This is a genomic window from Streptomyces sp. NPDC029151, assembly GCF_055564315.1.
The window spans coordinates 1,263,387-1,279,676 of sequence record NZ_JBVHWQ010000001.1; the positions used below are offsets into that span (position 1 = coordinate 1,263,387).

Annotated in this window: 12 protein-coding genes; 1 reads left to right on the forward strand and 11 read right to left on the reverse strand. The window is 74.9% G+C overall.

What is annotated here, in order from left to right; all coding sequences use genetic code 11:
- Window positions 1-39 precede the first annotated feature (39 nt).
- The 8 genes from ACZ4VF_RS05080 to ACZ4VF_RS05115 form a co-directional block, all read right to left on the reverse strand.
- Window positions 40-2,274: an SWIM zinc finger family protein gene (locus ACZ4VF_RS05080; RefSeq protein ID WP_467923236.1), complete on the reverse strand. Its 2,235-nt coding sequence runs from the start codon at window positions 2,272-2,274 to the stop codon at window positions 40-42.
- Window positions 2,271-5,126 carry a DEAD/DEAH box helicase gene (locus ACZ4VF_RS05085; protein ID WP_467923237.1) on the reverse strand — a complete coding sequence of 952 codons (2,856 nt, stop codon included), beginning with the start codon at window positions 5,124-5,126 and terminating at the stop codon, window positions 2,271-2,273. The genes ACZ4VF_RS05080 and ACZ4VF_RS05085 overlap by 4 nt, the downstream gene beginning before the upstream one ends.
- Before the next feature lie 95 nt (window positions 5,127-5,221).
- Window positions 5,222-5,803 (reverse strand): sugar kinase, encoded by a 582-nt coding sequence (locus tag ACZ4VF_RS05090; RefSeq protein WP_467923238.1) that lies wholly within the window; start codon window positions 5,801-5,803, stop codon window positions 5,222-5,224.
- Window positions 5,800-6,945: an ROK family glucokinase gene (locus tag ACZ4VF_RS05095; RefSeq protein WP_467923239.1), complete on the reverse strand. Its 1,146-nt coding sequence runs from the start codon at window positions 6,943-6,945 to the stop codon at window positions 5,800-5,802. Before ACZ4VF_RS05095 ends, ACZ4VF_RS05090 begins: the two co-directional genes overlap by 4 nt.
- A 62-nt stretch (window positions 6,946-7,007) precedes the next feature.
- The gene (locus ACZ4VF_RS05100; RefSeq protein ID WP_467923240.1) at window positions 7,008-7,778 is read right to left on the reverse strand and encodes an ATP-binding cassette domain-containing protein; all 771 of its coding nucleotides are present in this window, start codon (window positions 7,776-7,778) and stop codon (window positions 7,008-7,010) included.
- Window positions 7,775-8,818, reverse strand: a complete 1,044-nt coding sequence (locus tag ACZ4VF_RS05105) for an ABC transporter permease (protein ID WP_467923241.1) — start codon at window positions 8,816-8,818, stop codon at window positions 7,775-7,777. Before ACZ4VF_RS05105 ends, ACZ4VF_RS05100 begins: the two co-directional genes overlap by 4 nt.
- Window positions 8,815-9,819 carry a sugar ABC transporter substrate-binding protein gene (locus tag ACZ4VF_RS05110; protein WP_467923242.1) on the reverse strand — a complete coding sequence of 335 codons (1,005 nt, stop codon included), beginning with the start codon at window positions 9,817-9,819 and terminating at the stop codon, window positions 8,815-8,817. Before ACZ4VF_RS05110 ends, ACZ4VF_RS05105 begins: the two co-directional genes overlap by 4 nt.
- 164 nt (window positions 9,820-9,983) lie before the next feature.
- Window positions 9,984-10,721: a GntR family transcriptional regulator gene (locus ACZ4VF_RS05115; protein WP_467923779.1), complete on the reverse strand. Its 738-nt coding sequence runs from the start codon at window positions 10,719-10,721 to the stop codon at window positions 9,984-9,986.
- A 130-nt stretch (window positions 10,722-10,851) separates the two neighbouring features.
- Between ACZ4VF_RS05115 and ACZ4VF_RS05120 the strand changes: the two genes are divergently transcribed.
- Entirely contained in the window at window positions 10,852-11,874 is a 1,023-nt protein-coding gene (locus ACZ4VF_RS05120) for a Gfo/Idh/MocA family protein (protein WP_467923243.1), read from the forward strand.
- Between the two features lie 991 nt (window positions 11,875-12,865).
- Here ACZ4VF_RS05120 and ACZ4VF_RS05125 read toward each other — a convergent pair.
- The 3 genes from ACZ4VF_RS05125 to ACZ4VF_RS05135 all read right to left on the reverse strand — a co-directional run bounded on the left by ACZ4VF_RS05125 (window position 12,866) and on the right by ACZ4VF_RS05135 (window position 16,202).
- A complete protein-coding gene (locus ACZ4VF_RS05125; protein WP_467923244.1) occupies window positions 12,866-14,050 on the reverse strand; it encodes a cytochrome P450 family protein in 1,185 nt (394 codons plus the stop codon).
- A gap of 71 nt (window positions 14,051-14,121) precedes the next feature.
- Window positions 14,122-14,802: a response regulator gene (locus tag ACZ4VF_RS05130; protein ID WP_467923245.1), complete on the reverse strand. Its 681-nt coding sequence runs from the start codon at window positions 14,800-14,802 to the stop codon at window positions 14,122-14,124.
- Window positions 14,803-14,948: 146 nt separating this feature from the next.
- Window positions 14,949-16,202, reverse strand: coding sequence for a sensor histidine kinase (locus ACZ4VF_RS05135; protein WP_467923246.1), 1,254 nt, complete (start codon window positions 16,200-16,202; stop codon window positions 14,949-14,951).
- Window positions 16,203-16,290 lie beyond the last annotated feature (88 nt).

Genomic DNA, 16,290 nt, shown 5'->3' on the forward strand with positions numbered 1-16,290 from the left:
CGGCGGGCGGTGCGCCGGGCGCCGTTCAGCCGGTGTCCTTCACCGGGCGTCGTCGGGTGTGCCGAGCCCGGTCAGCGCGCCCACCGGGTCGAGGTCCGGGGTGCCGCGGGGCCACCAGTCGTCCTGGCCGGGCTCCGACTCGTAGGCGTACCAGAGGCCGTCGCGGCCGAGACGGAGCTGGACGTGGCCGCGGGGGTGGGTGAGGCGGTTGCGCCAGGGACGGAACGCCGGGAGGTCGGCGGCGAGCAGCAGCGGGCGGGCCCGGTCGAAACGCCCGGCCGGCGGGTCCCACGGCTCCTCCAGGACGGCCAGGCCGGCCGGCCCGCCCTGCCGCCACGCGGCGACGGCACGCGCCAGGTCGGCCGGGGTGCGGCCGACGGCGTCGGCGAGCGTGGCGTACAGCGCCCGGGTGGCCGCGGTCAGCCCGGAACCGGGGCGGGCCGCGGCGAGCCGCACCGCGTCCTGCCACAGGGTCAGCTCGCCGACCGGGTCGCGTCCGGTGCCGAGCAGGGCGTGGGCGCGCGCGGCGGCGTCGGTGGCCAGCTGGTCCAGGGCGAAGGGGTCCGGGCCGCCGGGTGCCGAGGGATAGACCGGGGGCTGCCCGGGGTGCGGGGGCACCGGCGACGGCGGGGGCAGCGGCGGGCGTTCGCGCACCGCGAGTGCCTCGGTGGCCCGGACGCCGGGCAGGGTCTGCGGCCGCGCCTCCCGCGCGGCGCGGGCGGCGCTGCGCCGGGACAGCGCGTCGAGCAGTTCCTTCTCGCCCCGGCCGCGCACCAGGAGCAGCACGAACGGGTCGGCGTCGAGCAGGCGGGCCGTCTGGTAGCAGAGGGCGGCGGCGTGCTTGCAGGGGTGGCCGGAGTCGGGGCAGCTGCACCGGGGGGTGAGGTCGCCGGGTCCGGGCAGCAGGGGCACACCGCAGTCGGCGAGCGAGGGCGGCAGCTCCTTGTCGAGCAGCGCCGCGATGTGCCCGGGGCGGTCGGCCGCGGTGTCGAGGAACCTCTCCCAGTCCTCGTCCCCCAAGGTCCGCACCCGGACCTGGACCCGGTAGGGACGGGGCCGGCTTCCGCGCACATAGGCCAGCACCAGCCCCGGGGTGACGGTGATGGCGTCCACGTGCCCCCGCTCCGCGTACCCCCGTCCGCGGGCCAGCCGCTTGCCGTCCAAGGCCCCCCGCTCCAGCGCCGCCACCCAGGCGTTCCCCCACCAGGTCCCGGCGAACGGGGTCTCCTCCCCCGCCCCGTCCCGCACCGCGAAGGCCGGGAAGGTACGGCGGAGTTCGGTGTCGCGGTGGGGGGTGGCCATGCTGGGGGGCACGTGCGGGGTGGCAGGGGTGGCCGAGGCGGGTGGCGGGGCCGACGAGGCCGGCGTCGTCGGGGCCGGCCCCTCGGGAGCGGGAGCGGGACGGTGGGCGGGGGTGTCGAGGGTGCCGGGGGCGGGGTCTTCCGGCTCGCCGGGGGTGTCCGTCCACGTGGGCATGCGGAAGGCGGTCGCCAGGTAGTGGCGCATCTCCTGCGCGGCCTTGGCCCTGGTGGCCCGGCCTTGCCCCTCCGGCGCGGGTGCCGCGGGACCGGACGGCGCCGGTGCCCGCCGCGCGCGCCGGGGCTCCGCCGCCTCCGCGCGCAGCGCCTCCCGGCGGGCCGCGCGCAGGGCCTCCCGCGCGGCGTCACCGGGACGCCCGCCCGGGCCACCGACAGCCCCGGCCCCGGCGCCAGCACCAACACCAGCACCAGCACCAGCACCAGCCGGACTCGAATCCGCACCAGCAGGACCCGCATCCGCACCCGCCGCACCAGAACCGGCCGCACCAGCACCCACCGCGCCGTAACCGGTCGCGCCCGGGCCACCCGTCCCCGTTTCCGTCACGGCGCGCGCCGGAGGCTCCTGCCCCGCGCCCGCGTCCGCCACCGGGCCGCCACCGTCCCCCGCCGACGCGCCACCGTCGGTCGGCGACGCGTCCCCCCGCCGTGTGGAGAAGGCGGCCCGGAGCGCCGCCCGTGCCACGTCCCCGGGCCGCGCCGCGCCCTCACCGGACGGCACCTCGCGCGTCGGCTCCTCCGTCCCGGCCTCGCCGGAGCCCGACGGCGCCCCACGCGCCGCACCGCCACCGGCACCGGCACCGGCACCGGCATCTGCATCTGCATCGGTATCGGCATCGGACGGCACCTTCGGCGACAGGTCCCCCGCTTCCGTCTCCGCGCCGCCGGCGTGGTGGCGGGCCGCCCGCAGGGCGCGGCGGGCGACGTCCGCGGGGCGGGGGTCGTCGGAGCCGGTCATGGCGTCCTCCGCAGGGAGACCAGGTCGGAGAGTTCCCGGTCCGTGAGTTCGGTGAGCGCGGCCTCCCCGGAGCCGAGGATCGCGTCGGCGAGGGCGCGCTTGGAGGCGAGCATCTCGGCGATGCGGTCCTCCACCGTGCCCTCGGTGACCAGGCGGTGGACCTGGACGGGCTGGGTCTGGCCGATGCGGTACGCACGGTCCGTGGCCTGTTCCTCGACGGCCGGGTTCCACCAGCGGTCGAAGTGGACGACGTGGCCCGCGCGGGTGAGGTTGAGGCCGGTGCCGGCGGCCTTCAGGGACAGCACCAGGACCGGGGTGCCGCCGCTCTGGAAGCGGTCGACCATGCGCTCGCGTTCGGGTACCGGCGTGCCGCCGTGCAGCAGGTCGACGGGGACCGCGCGGGCGGCCAGGTGGGCGGTGAGGAGGCGGGCCATGCCGACGTACTGGGTGAAGACGAGGGCCGAGCCGTCCTCCGCGAGGAGGGTGTCCAGCAACTCGTCCAGGAGGGCGAGTTTGCCGGAGCGGGCGGCCAGGCGGTCGGGGTCCGGCTGCTCCTTCAGATAGAGCGCGGGGTGGTCGCAGATCTGCTTCAGCGCGCCGAGCAGCTTCAGCACCAGGCCCCGGCGGGCCATGCCCTGCGCCGTCTCGATGGCCAGCATCGACTCGCGCACCACTGCCTCGTACAGCGCGGCCTGCTCGCGGGTGAGCGGCACCGGGTGGTCGGTCTCCGTCTTGGGCGGCAGCTCGGGCACGATGCCGGGGTCGGACTTCCTGCGGCGCAGCAGGAAGGGCCGGACCAGGCGGGCCAGGCGTTCCACGGCCTCCGTGTCCTCGCCGTTCTCGACGGCTCGCGCGTGCCGGGCGCGGAAGGACTTCAGCGGGCCGAGGAGGCCGGGGGTGGTCCAGTCGAGCAGGGCCCACAGTTCGGAGAGGTTGTTCTCCACGGGGGTGCCCGTCAGCGCGACGCGCGCGGGGGACGGGATGGTGCGCAGCGCCTTGGCGGTGGCGGAGTAGGGGTTCTTCACGTGCTGCGCCTCGTCGGCGACGACCATGCCCCAGGGCTGCCGTGCCAGCTGCGTGGCGGCGGAGCGCATGGTGCCGTACGTGGTGAGGACGAAACCGCCGGTCACGTCCTCCAGGGTGCGCTCGGGGCCGTGGAAACGGCGGACGGGGACGCCGGGGGCGAAGCGGGTGATCTCCCGCTGCCAGTTGCCCAGGAGGCTGGCCGGGCAGACGACGAGGGTCGGCTCGGTGCGGGCCCGCTTCAGGTGCAGGGCGATGAGGGTGACGGTCTTGCCGAGGCCCATGTCGTCGGCGAGGCAGCCGCCGAGGCCGAGGGAGGTCATGAGGTCGAGCCAGGCCAGGCCGCGCAGCTGGTAGTCGCGGAGGACGGCGTTCAGGCCGGGGGGCGGGGTCGCGGGGTGCAGGCCCGCGGTGAGCCGGTCGCGGAGGGCGGCCAGCGCGCCGGCGGGGACGACGTCGACGGTCTCGCCGTCCACCTCGGCCTCGCCGGTGAGGGCGACGGACAGCGCGTCGACCGGGTCGAGCAGCCCGAGTTCGCGCTTGCGGGCCTTGCGGACCAGGGCGGGGTCGACCAGCACCCAGCGGTCCCGGAGCCGTACGACGGGGCGGTGGGCCTCGGCGAGGGTGTCCATCTCCGCCTCGCTGAGCGGGTCGCCGCCGAGCGCCAGCTGCCAGCGGAACCGGAGCAGCTCCTCGCTCTCGAAGAAGCCGGTGCCGTCGGTCGCCGAGCCGGGTGCCGGGCGGACCTCCGCGGTGGCGGTCAGGTCGCGGGCGAGGTCGCGGGGCCAGTGGACGGCGACCCCGGCGGCGGCCAGCCGGGCCGCCGCCACGCCGAGCAGCTCGCCCAGCTCCTCCTCGGTGAGGGCGAGGACGTCGGGCACGTCCTGTTCGGCGAGGCGGTCCAGGGGCGGCCACACCCGGGCGGCGCGCCGGACGGCGAGGGCCGCGTCCACGCGCGCGCGGGGCCCGAACGCCGTGCCCGCCTCGCCCGTCCACAGGGCCGCCGCGTCGGCCACCAGGGTGGGGTCGGCGAGGCTGTGCACCTGCACGACGGCCGCCCCCGCGGCACGCGTGCCCTCCCGCGCCCCGGCGTCGAACACGTCGTACGCGGACAGGTCAAGGCGCAGCGAGATCCGCACGCCCGCGTCCATCCCGGCGGCCACCTCGGCCGCCCACGCGTGGGCGTCGGGCAGGTGCTGGGGCTCGCGGGCGGCGTAGGGCCGGCCGGCGGTGAAGGGGGCCGCGGGCGTGCGCGGCAGGGTGTCGGCGACCGCGTCCAGGAAGGAGCGGACCAGGGCCTCCGGCTCGGGCAGGCACAGCGGGCCCGGGCCGGGCAGCGGCACCGCGTGGCCCTCGGCGGGCAGGGCCGCGGCGACGGCGCGCAGGTGGGCGATGTCCTCGGGCTCCAGGGGGCCGGCCCGCCAGGCGTCGTGGCCGCCCGGGGTGAGGCCCGGCAGCAGCCGGCCGCGGGCGACGAGCCGCAGCGCGTGCAGGGCGGCGGCTCCCCAGCAGGCGGTGGCCGGGTGGGCGGCCGGGTCGCGCCGGGCGCGGACCAGCAGCGGCAGGGCCTCGGCGAGCGGCAGGGTCAGGGCGGGCACCTGCCGGCGGCGCACTCCGGGGCCGTGCCGTCGGACGACCGTCAGCTCCTCGGCGGTCGCGCCGGCGCCCTCGGGCAGCGGGGCACCGTCGGGGTCCCAGAAGGCGAGACGGCCCTGGCGGGGCAGGGGCGCGGGGAGGTAGACGGACGCGAGGCGCACCGGGACCGGGTCCCCGGTCCCCGTCTTCGGGGAGCCCCCTGGGCGCTCGGCCACCGCAGCCGTGCCGCTCATACGTCCTGCCACCTCCCGCCCGTGTCCCGGATCAGTCGTCTCCGACTCTACGGGCGGGGTCTGACAATCGGCCCCGGGGCCGGTCGGGGCCCCGGTTACGGCACCGTGCGGGAGACGACGAACACCATCGGCTGCTGCGGGTCGGACAGGTCGACGACCACGTCCTGGGTGGGTGCCGGGTTCCGCTGCTCGTGGGTCAGGCCGTACCACGGGCCCGGGCCGCCGAAGGTCCAGCCGCTGACCTTCCGGTCGCGTTCGCCGACGGCGATCTCGTTCTTCCTCAGCTGGTCGCGGCGGACGCCCATGGTCCCCAGGAAGCTGTCCAGTCCGGCGGGGTTGGTGCGGAACTGGACGTAGAGGCGGCTGGTCTTCCAGTTGTTCGTCTCGTAGTAGGCGACGTCGTCGGCGGGGTGCGGGACGGTGACCTGGTACAGGCGGCGCTGGACCTTCGACGGCCAGCCCGGGGTGAGGCCGGTCGCCGAGTACTTGGCCTCCTTGTCCTTGCCGCTGTTGCGGCTCTGGTTCGCGGAGATCACCAGGTAGCCGGCCGGGACGCCGATGAGCAGGACGATGATCAGCAGGGTGAGGGCCCGCCGCTTCGCCTTGTGCCGGGGGTCCTCGGCGGGCCGCCGCGGCTCGTCCGGCGGGCCGCCCTGGTGGGGCAGCGACGAGGTCATGCGGTGTCCTGGTCGCGGCGGCCCTGGACGTACCGCTCGTAGCGCTCGTACCGCTCCGCCCGGCGCCGCTTGGCCCGGCGGAAGCGGCGGGCGACCAGCCGGGCGAGGTCGGCGGCGCCCACCATGCCGGCCTCGGGGCCGAGCTGGGCGCGGGTGACGCGGGCCTCGGGGCGGTAGCCGCGGCCGGTGAGGTGGCGCTTGAAGGCGTCCCGGGCCGGGCCGATGAGCAGGTCGTCGGCGGCCGAGACACCGCCGCCGATCACGAAGCAGGAGGGGTCGAGGGCGGCGGCGAGGTTGGCGATGCCGACGCCGAGCCACTGGCCGATGTCCTGGAGCAGCTCCACGCACATCGCGTCGCCCTCGCGGGCCAGCTCGGTGATCATCGGGCCGGTGATGTCGCCGATGTTCCCCTTGACGTGCTCGATGATCCCGTAGGCGACCGGTGAGTCGGCGGCGGCCAGCTCACGCGCCTCCCGGACGAGCGCGTTGCCGGAGCTGTACTGCTCCCAGCAGCCGCGGTTGCCGCACGGGCAGCGGTGCCCGCCGGGGACGACCTGCATGTGGCCGAACTCCCCGGCGACGCCGAACTTGCCGCGCTTGACCTGGCCGTCCTCCAGGATGGCGCCGCCGATGCCGGTGCCGAGGGTGATCATGACCAGGTGGTCCTCGCCGCGGCCGGCGCCGAAGCGCCACTCGGCCCAGGCGGCGGTGTTGGCGTCGTTGTCGACCAGGACCGGCACGGCGAGGCGGCCGGCGATGCGGTCGCGCAGGGGTTCGTTGCGCCAGGACAGGTGGGGGGCGAACAGGACGCGGTTGCGGTCGGCGTCGACCCAGCCGGCGGCACCGATGCCGACCGCGTGCACGTCGTGCCGGTCGGACAGGTCCAGGACCAGCTCGACGATGGTGTCCTCGACGACCTTGGGGCTCTTGGACTTGTCCGGGGTCTCCGTGCGGAGCTTCTCCAGGATGTTGCCGTCGGCGTCCACGACGCCCGCCATGACCTTGGTGCCGCCGATGTCGATACCGACCGTGGGCACCCGGGGCGCGGTCAGGTGGGACCGGCGCTCCCGGGTGCCGACGGTGCGCAGGACCGGGGCTCGGCGGGAACCGATGGGGGCGGTGAGGTCGCGGTAGGTGCTCATCGTTGGTCGATTCTGCCGCACGCTCACACCGAGTGCCGCGCAGGGCGGGGGGGTGCGCGTCCTCAGGTTCGCTGCAGTTCGTGGACCAGCGCGTCCAGGTCGGCTCCGCCCGCCATCTGCTTCGTCAGCTCGTCCAGTGTGATCTCGTCCCGTGTGTGATGACCCACCATGGTGCCGCGCCGCAGCAGCACGAAACGGTCGCCCACCAGGTACGCGTGATGCGGATTGTGGGTGATCAAGACAACCCCCAGGCCCTCGTCCCGTGCCGCCGCCACATATTTCAGGACCACACCGGACTGCTTCACACCGAGGGCCGCCGTCGGCTCGTCCAGGACCAGGACCTTCGCGCCGAAGTGGACGGCCCTCGCGATGGCGACGCACTGGCGCTCGCCGCCCGACAGCGTGCCGATGGGCTGGTCGACGTCGCGGAGGTCGATGCCCATGCGCAGGAGCGCGTCGCGGGTGGTGCGGCGCATGAGGTCGGTGTCGAGCCGCTTGAAGGGGCCGGTGCCCTTGCGGGGCTCGGAGCCGAGGAAGAAGTTGCGCCAGACCGGCATGAGGGGGACGACGGCGAGGTCCTGGTAGACCGTGGCGATGCCCCGGTCCAGGGCGTCGCGCGGGGAGGAGAGGGTGGTCTCCTCGCCCTCGACGCGCAGGGTGCCGCCGTCGTGCCGGTGCAGGCCCGCGATCACCTTGATCAGCGTCGACTTGCCCGCGCCGTTGTCGCCGAGGACGCAGGTGATCTGCCCCGCGTGGACCTCCAGCGAGACCCCTTCCAGGGCGCGGACGGTGCCGTAGTGCTTGCTGACGTCGGTCAGCTCCACGAGTGTCACTTGGTGGCCTCCGCGCGCTTCTTGACCCAGGCGTTGAGCAGGGTCGCGAGGAGCAGCATCGCTCCGAGGAAGAACTTGAACCAGTCGGGGTTCCACTCGGCGAAGACGATGCCCTTGCTGGTCATGCCGAACAGGAGGGCGCCCACGGCGGAGCCGATCGCGCTGCCGTGGCCGCCGGTGATCAGGCAGCCGCCGATGACGGCCGCGATGATGTAGATCAGTTCGTTGCCGACGCCCTCGCCGGACTGGACGGCGTCGAAGGAGAAGAGCAGGTGCTGGCCGGAGATCCAGGCGCCGAAGGCGACGCCCATGTAGAGGCCGATCTTCGTCCGGGTGACCGGGACGCCGACCGCGCGGGCCGCGTCCTGGTTGCCGCCGACGGCGAAGATCCAGTTTCCGGTGCGGGTGCGCAGCAGGATCCAGGAGGCGAGGGCCACGAGGCCCAGCCACCACAGGATGGTGACCTTGACGTCGACACCGCCGACCTCGATCGTCGAGGCGAAGACGGTGCGGGCGCTCGCGAAGCCCTCCATGTCGGCGATGGTCTTGGTGGAGACGGTGCCGTCGATGAGCTTGGTGAAGCCGAGGTTCATGCCGGTCAGCATCAGGAAGGTGCCCAGCGTGATGATGAAGCTGGGCAGTCCGGTGCGGGTGAGCATGAAGCCGTTGAAGGCGCCGATGGCCAGCGTGACCAGCAGGGACACGCCCACGCCGACCCAGGTGTTCGCCGTCATCTGGTAGCTGAACATCGAGGAGACCAGCGCGGAGGACGTCACCAGGACGCCCGCCGAGAGGTCGAACTCGCCACCGATCATCAGCAGGGCCACGGGTACGGCCATGATCCCGATGGTCGAGGAGGCGTACAGGACCGTGCTGAGGCTGGAGGCGCGCAGGAAGCCGTCGGCGGCGAAGGCGAAGAAGACGAAGACGGCGAGGGCGCCGACGACCGAGCCGAGTTCGGGGCGGGCCGGCAGCCTCCGCAGCGGAGAAGTCCGCGCAATCCTCTCGTCCGTCGTCTTCTCGTCGGTGACCGCGCTCATCGGGTGCCCCGCTCGGTGTACTCGGCGAGGGCGGACGCCTGGTCCTTGGTGATGATCTGCGGGCCGGTCAGGACCGGCTTGCCGCCGCCGAGGACGTCGCCGTTGTACTTGTACAGCCACAGCAGGTCGACGGCCTGGTAGCCCTGGAGGTACGGCTGCTGGTCCACGGCGAAGCCGAGCGTGCCGTCCTTCAGCGAGGCCGCGACCTTGGCGTTGAGGTCGAAGGTGTCGATCTCGGCCTTGCTGCCCGCGTCCGTCCTCGCCTTCACGGCGGTGTCGGCGTAGGGGGCGCCCAGGGTGACCACGGAGTCGATGGAGGTGTCGGCCTGGAGCTTGGCCTCGATCGCGGACTGCACGTCGGGCATGTTGGTGCCGTTGACGTAGAGCTTGCGCAGGGTGCCGCGGAAGGTCTTGGCGACGCCGTCGCAGCGCTGCTCGTGGCCCACGTTGCCCTGCTCGTGCAGGACGCACAGGGCCTTCTTCCTCCCGCGCTCGTTCAGCTCGTCGCCGACGGCCTCGCCGGCGATGGTCTCGTCCTGGCCGATGTGGGTGAGCGCGCCGAAGGCCTTGGACTCCCCGGAGCCGGAGTTCACCGTGACCACCGGGATGCCGGCCTTCTCGGCGCGGGCCACGGCGGCCTTCAGGGCGTCCGGCTTGGCGAGGGTGACGATGATGCCGTCGACCTTCTTGTCCACCGCCGCGTCCACCAGCTGTGCCTGCTGCTGGGCCTCGTCGTCGTGCGAGTACAGGAAGTTGATGTTGTCCTTGACCGCTGCCTGCTTGGCACCGCTCTGCACGATGTCCCAGAAGGTGTCGCCGTCTCCCGAGTGGGTGATCATCGCGAAGGTCCAGCGGGGGGTGTTCACCGCCGCCCGCCCCTGGGCCGCGGCGGCCTTGCGGGCGTCCTCCGCCCGCTTGCCTCCGGTGCTGCTGCACGCCGCCAGGGACACGGAGAGTGCCCCCGCCAGCGCTATGCCTACCCAGGTCCGAAACCGTGCCACGAGGCCGTGCCCTTCTTGCCGTGTTCTTCCATGCGCAAGGGGCCGTCGATCGCATCAGCGGCCCCCAAACGCTCCAGTATCGAACACGGGGAACACCCATGACACGACCGGGGGAGCCTTCACGGGTCGCATTGTCCGGACATTGCGACGAAGGGGGCGGTCGCTCAGGGGCGTACGAGCAGCTGGAACTCGAAGGAGTAGCGGCCCGGGCGGTAGGTGTGGTCACCGAACTCGACCGCGCGGCCGGTGTCGTCGTAGGTGGTGCGCTGCATGGTCAGCAGCGGGGCGCCCTCGGACTCGCCGAGCCGCTCGGCCTCGGCGGCCGTGGCGCCGCGGGCGCCGATGGACTGCCGGGCGCTGTGCAGGGTGATCCCGGCGGAGCGCATCAGCCGGTACAGGCCGGTGGCCTCCAGCTGGTCGGTGTCGAGGTCGAGCAGGCCGGGCGGCAGGTGGTTCAGCAGGTACGCCATCGGTTCGCCGTGCGCGAGGCGGAGCCGCTCGACGCGGTGGACGTCGCTGCCCTCGGCGACCCCGAGGGCGGCGGCGACCGCCGCGGAGGCCGGGACGACCGTGTTGACGAGAACCTTCGTCGCGGGGCGCTGCCCGGCCGCCTCCAGGTCGTCGTAGAGGCTGCTCAGCTCCAGCGGCCGCTTGACCTGGCTGTGCACGACCTGGGTCCCCACGCCCCGGCGCCGCACCAGGAGCCCCTTGTCGACGAGGGACTGGATGGCCTGGCGGACGGTGGGCCGGGACAGGCCGAGCCGTGCGGCCAGCTCGATCTCGTTGCCCAGCAGGCTGCCCGGGGTGAGGCTGCCCCGCTCGATGGCGGCCTCCAGTTGTTGGGAGAGCTGGAAGTACAACGGCACCGGGGAGCTCCGGTCCACACGGAGGTCGAGCGACACGGTCGGGTCCACATCTGGTTTCGGCACGGGCCCGAGCGTAGTCCGGTGCCCGGTTGACGGGAAGTCGTGTAGTCCGGTTGTCCGGACATGCGCATTGACAGGGTACGGGGTCCGCCCTCACTTTGTTTCCATGCGCATCGGGGTCATCGGTACGGGCCGCATCGGCACCCTTCACGCGAGGACGCTCAGCCGCCACCGCGAGGTCGGGTCCCTGATCCTCACGGACGCGGAGCCGGCGCGGGCGCAGGAGCTGGCGCACCGGCTGGGCGAGACGGCCGCGCCGGGCGTGGACGAGATCTTCCGGTGGGGCGTGGACGCGGTGGTGATCACGACCGCGACGGCGGCCCACGCCGAGTACATCGGCCGGGCGGCCCGCTCGGGTCTGCCGGTCTTCTGCGAGAAGCCGATCGCGCTGGACCTGCCGGGCACGTTGCACGCGATCGCCGAGGTGGAGACGGCCGGGACGGTGCTGCAGATGGGCTTCCAGCGGCGGTTCGACGCGGGCTACGCCGGCGCCCGGGAGGCCGTCCGCGCCGGCCGGCTGGGACGGCTGCACACCGTGCGCGCCCTGACCTGCGACCAGTCCCCTCCCCCGGCCGCGTGGCTGCCGCTGTCCGGCGGTCTGTTCCGGGACACGCTGATCCACGACTTCGACGTGCTGCGCTGGGTGACGGGCCGTGAGGTGCGCGAGGTGTACGCCACCGGTTCGGACCGCGGTCCGGCGATGTTCCGGGAGGCCGGGGACGTCGACACGGGCGCGGCGCTGCTCACGCTGGACGACGGCACCCTCGCCTCGGCGACCGCGACCCGGCTGAACGGCGCCGGCTACGACGTCCGCATGGAGCTGGCCGGGGAGCACGACACGGTCGTGGTCGGCCTGGACGACCGCACGCCCCTCGCGTCCACCGAGCCGACCGGCCCGCCGCCCGCGGACAAGCCGTGGACGGGTTTCCCGGAGCGCTTCGGTCCCGCCTACGAGGCCGAGCTGAACGCCTTCGTGGAGGTCGTGCGCGGCGAGCGGCCCAACCCCTGCGACGGCCGGGAGGCACTGCAGGCGCTGCGGATCGCCGAGGCCTGCGAGCGCTCCCGCCACGAGCGGCGCCCGGTGGCGCTCGCGGAGATCCCGGGCGGCCGGCAGACGGCGGACGGCTGAGGGGCGTACGACCGCCGCCGGGAGCCGCCGGACGCCGCCCAGGCCCGCCGGACGCGCCCAGGCCGTGCCGGCGCCGCCCAGGCCGTGCCGGCGCCGCCCAGGGCCCGGTCGGCGCCCCCAGGGCCCGGTCGGGCACCGCCCAGGCCCTGCCGGACGTCCCCGGGGCCCTGCCGGACGCCCCCCAGGCCCTGCCGGACGCCCCCGGGACCCGGTCGGACGCCCCCCAGGCCCTGCCGGACGCCCCCGGGACCCGGTCGGACGCCCCCCAGGCCCTGCCGGACGCCCCCGAGACCCGGTCGGACGCCGCCCGGAATCCGGTCCGCACCCAAACCCCCGCCGGACAACGCCGGCAACCAGCGCACGCCACCCCCCATCCGGTCCGCACCCGAACCGCCGCCGGACAACCCCGGGAACCGGCCGCACGCCACCCCCATCCGGTCCGCGCCAAACCCCCGCCGGACAACCCCGGGAACCGGCCGGTCACCGCCCGGGATCCGGTGCGGCCGCTGTCACCGCGCCGGCGGGTTCCCGGCACTGCGCAGCCCGGGGTCCGGTCCGTGCCGGCGGTTCCCGGCACCGCGCAGCCCGGGGTCCGGTCCGCCCGCTGCCGGCGCACGGGCGGGCTTCCGCCACCCCCGCGGCCCAGGGCCCGGACCGTCAACCGTCACAGCATGCGGGGCAGTAGCCCGCCGCCCAGGGGCCGGCCCGTCCGCCGTCACAGCACGAGGAGCGTGCCCCGCCGCCCAGGGCCCCGCCCGTCCCCCGTCACAGCACGAGGAGCGTGCCCCGCCGCCCAGGGCCCCGCCCGTCCCCCGTCACAGCACGAGGAGCGTGCCCCGCCGCCCAAGGCCCCGCCCCTCCCCCGTCACCGCACAGGGGGTCCGTGCCCCGCCGCCCAAGGCCCCGCCCGTCCGCCGCCACAGCACAGGGGGTCCGTGCCCCGCCGCCCAGGGCCCGGCCCGTCCGCCACCGGCTACGGCTACGGCTACGGCTACCAGCGCACCGGCAGGCTTCTGACGCCCCGCATGAGCAGGCCCGGCAGCCACTCCCCCGGTTCGCCGTCCAGGGCCAGGCCGGGAGCGCGGTCCAGGAGGGTGCCGAGCGCGATCCTGGCCTCCAGGCGGGCCAGGGGTGCGCCCAGGCAGTAGTGGATGCCGTGACCGAAGGCGAGGTGGCCGCGGGTGTCGCGGTGGATGTCGAAGCGGTCCGGCTCGGCGTACCGCCCGGCGTCACGGTGGGCGGCGGTGAGGCCCACCAGCACGCCCTGGCCCCGCCCTATCCGGACGCCGGCGATCTCCAGTGGTTCGGCGGCGTACCGGTAGGTGGCGTTGTGCACCGGACCCTCCCAGCGCAGCGTCTCCTCCACCGCCGCGTCGAGGAGGGTCGTGTCGGCGCGCAGGGCCGCGAGCTGGTCGGGGTGGGTGAGCAGGGCGAGGACGGCATTGCCGATGAGGTTGACCGTGGTCTCGTGGCCGGCGATGAGCAGCAGGTAGGCCAGGCCCCGCAGCTCCTGCGCGGAGAGCCGGTCGCCGTCCTCGGCGGTGGTGCGGATCAGGTCGCTCAGCAGATCGCCCGTGGGCCCGGCGCGGCGCTTGTCCTCGATCAGCTCGGTGAGGTACTCGGCGAGGCGGACGGTGGCGGCACGCTCGCTGTCCTCGCCGGTCGGCGCGACGACCTCCGTGGAGAGCTTGCGGAACTCCGTGCGGTCCATCTCCGGGACGCCGAGCAGCTCGCAGATGACCGTGATCGGCAGGGGGTAGGCGAGGGCGTCGACGAGGTCGGCGCGGCCGCGGGGCAGCATCTCGTCGAGCAGCTCGTCGGTGATCCGCTGGACGCGCGGGCGCAGTTGCTCGACCCGGCGCATGGTGAAGGAGCGGGCGACCAGGCCGCGCAGGCGTGTGTGCTGCGGGGGATCGGCCGTCAGCAGGTACTTGCCGATCAGCTGCTCGTCCAGCGGCACCTCGCCCGTCTTGGCGGTGTCCTTGGCCAGCCGGGCGTCGGCGAGGGCGGCCCGCGCCTCCTCGTATCCCACGACCAGCCAGGTCTCCCAGGGTCCTCCCGGCGTGGCGAGCCGGACCCGGTGGACGGGACCCTGTTCGCGCAGTCGTGCGTAGACCGGGTGCGGGTCCCGGCGGAGTGCGTCGCCGTACTCCGCCAGGTCGATCACTGGTTCCATGCCCTCCCCTTAAGACAGCCCCCGAGGTCCCGGACAGCCGCCGGTACCCCGACAACGCGCACGGCGCCCGGCTAGTGCCCGTTCTCGCCGTCCAACAGCCCGGCGTCGTAGGCGAGCAGGGCGATCTGGACCCGGTTGTCGAGGCCGAGCTTGGCGAGGATGCGCGAGACGTGGGCCTTGACGGTGGCCACGCTGACGAAGAGTTCGGCGGCGATCCCCGCGTTGGCCAGTCCCCGGCCGACGCCGACGGCGACCTCGCGTTCGCGGTCGTTGAGGACGTCGAGCCGCTCGCGCGCGCGGGTCTGCCGGGAGTCGGCGGCGGTGCCGGCCGCGTGCCGCATCAACTGCCGGGTGACGGCGGGAGACAGGACCGGGTCGCCGGCGGCGACCCGGCGCACGGCGTCGACGATCTCGGCGGGTGGGGTGTCCTTCAGCACGAAACCGGCGGCCCCGGCGCGCAGGGCGTGCAGCACCTGTTCGTCGGCGTGGAAGGTGGTGAGCACCACGACCTGTGGTGCGTCCGGCCGCGCGCGCATCCGCCGCGTCGCGGTGATGCCGTCCACCACCGGCATCCGGATGTCCATCAGCACGACGTCCGGGCGGGCCCGCCGCACGACGTCCTCGGCCTCCGCCCCGTCGGCCGCCTCCCCCACGATCTCGATGTCCTCGGCCCCTCCGATCATCAGCGCCAGACCGGCGCGGACGAGGGGGTCGTCGTCGACGAGGAGGAGTCTGATCGGCGTCGCAGTCATGAGGGTCACGTAATCACGGGCGGGGCGTGGCACACACGCGCGTGCGGGACGGGGCGTCCGGCCGGACCGCGTCGGCGGGCGCCCGCGCGCGTGCGGTGTCCGCGGCCGGCGGTGTCCGGTGACGGCGGCCCTCCCCGTCACCGGGGTCACGGCCACGGCAGCCACCCCCGCACCTCGAAGCCCCCGTCGGGCCGCCCGCCGTGGCGCAGGTGGCCGCCGGCGAGGGTGGCGCGTTCCGTGAGGCCGATCAGGCCCTGGCCGGAGCCGGGGACGGGGGGTACCTCGGCGGGCGGGGCGGGGTTGGTGACCGTGACCGTCAGGCCGTCGCCGGGGGTGCCGGAGAGGCGGACCGTGACCTGCGTGCCGGGGGCGTGCTTGCGGGCGTTGGTCAGGGCCTCCTGGGCGATGCGGTAGGCGGTGCGGCCGACGGAGGCGGGTACGGTGCCCGGGTCGGCGACGCGGTGGTCCAGGGCGACCTCCATGCCGGCCTCCCGGCACTCGGCGACGAGGGCGTCCAGCGCGGCGAGCGTCGGCTGGGGTCGCCCGCCGGCGGGTTCCTCGGCCTCGTCGGCCCGCAGCACGCCGATGATCTCCCGCAGGTCCTGGAGGGCCTCGTGGGCGCTCTCCCGGATCACCCCGGCGGCCCGCGCGATCTCCTCGCGGGAGGCGTCCGGACGGAACTCCAGGGCACCCGCGTGCACGCTGAGCAGGGTGAGCCGGTGGGCGAGCACGTCGTGCATCTCCCGGGCGATGGCCTCGCGGGCCAGCCGCTGCGCCTGCTCGGCCCGCAGACGCGCCTCCGTCTCGGCGTGCCGGGCGCGGTCGCGCAGGCTCAGCATGAGCTGACGCTTGGACCGGACGAACATCCCCCAGCCGACCATCGAGACGGTGAGCAGCACGCCCGAGGCGACCGCCCCCGCGTACGGCACGTCGGGGTCGGGCCGCAGCCAGTAGAAGACCGGGAGCAGCGCGGCGGACACCCCGCCCGCCCAGGCCACGTACCGGAAGGGCCGGTGCACGGCGAGCGTGAACAGGGCGACGACGCCCGCGCCGCCCGCGGTGTTCGACAGGAAGGCGACCGGCACCATCGCCGCGGCGAGCCCCACCGGCCACCGGCGCCGCAGCCACACGGCGGCGCAGGCGAGCGCGCCCAGCGCCTGGTCGAGGGCGGCGTAGCCGTACGGGAGGTCCTCGTGCCGGAGGCTGTCCGCGCTCAGCAGGCCGATGAGCACGGCCAGCAGGAAGCAGAGGAAGTCGACCACCCAGTCGCGGGCCGTGCGCCGGGGCCGCCGGCCGGAAGCGGCGGCGTCCGGGTCGAGTTCGTGGAGCAGCGCGGAGGGGAACAGCCACCGGCGGCCCGTGATCTGCTGCGGCGCCCGCGCCCTCTCGTCAGTGCTCACGGTCGGCAAATCTACGCACTCGGGGCGCCGTCCCGTCCTCCCGTGGCGGCAATCGACTACCGGACGACCGGGGTCGTCGACCAAAGTC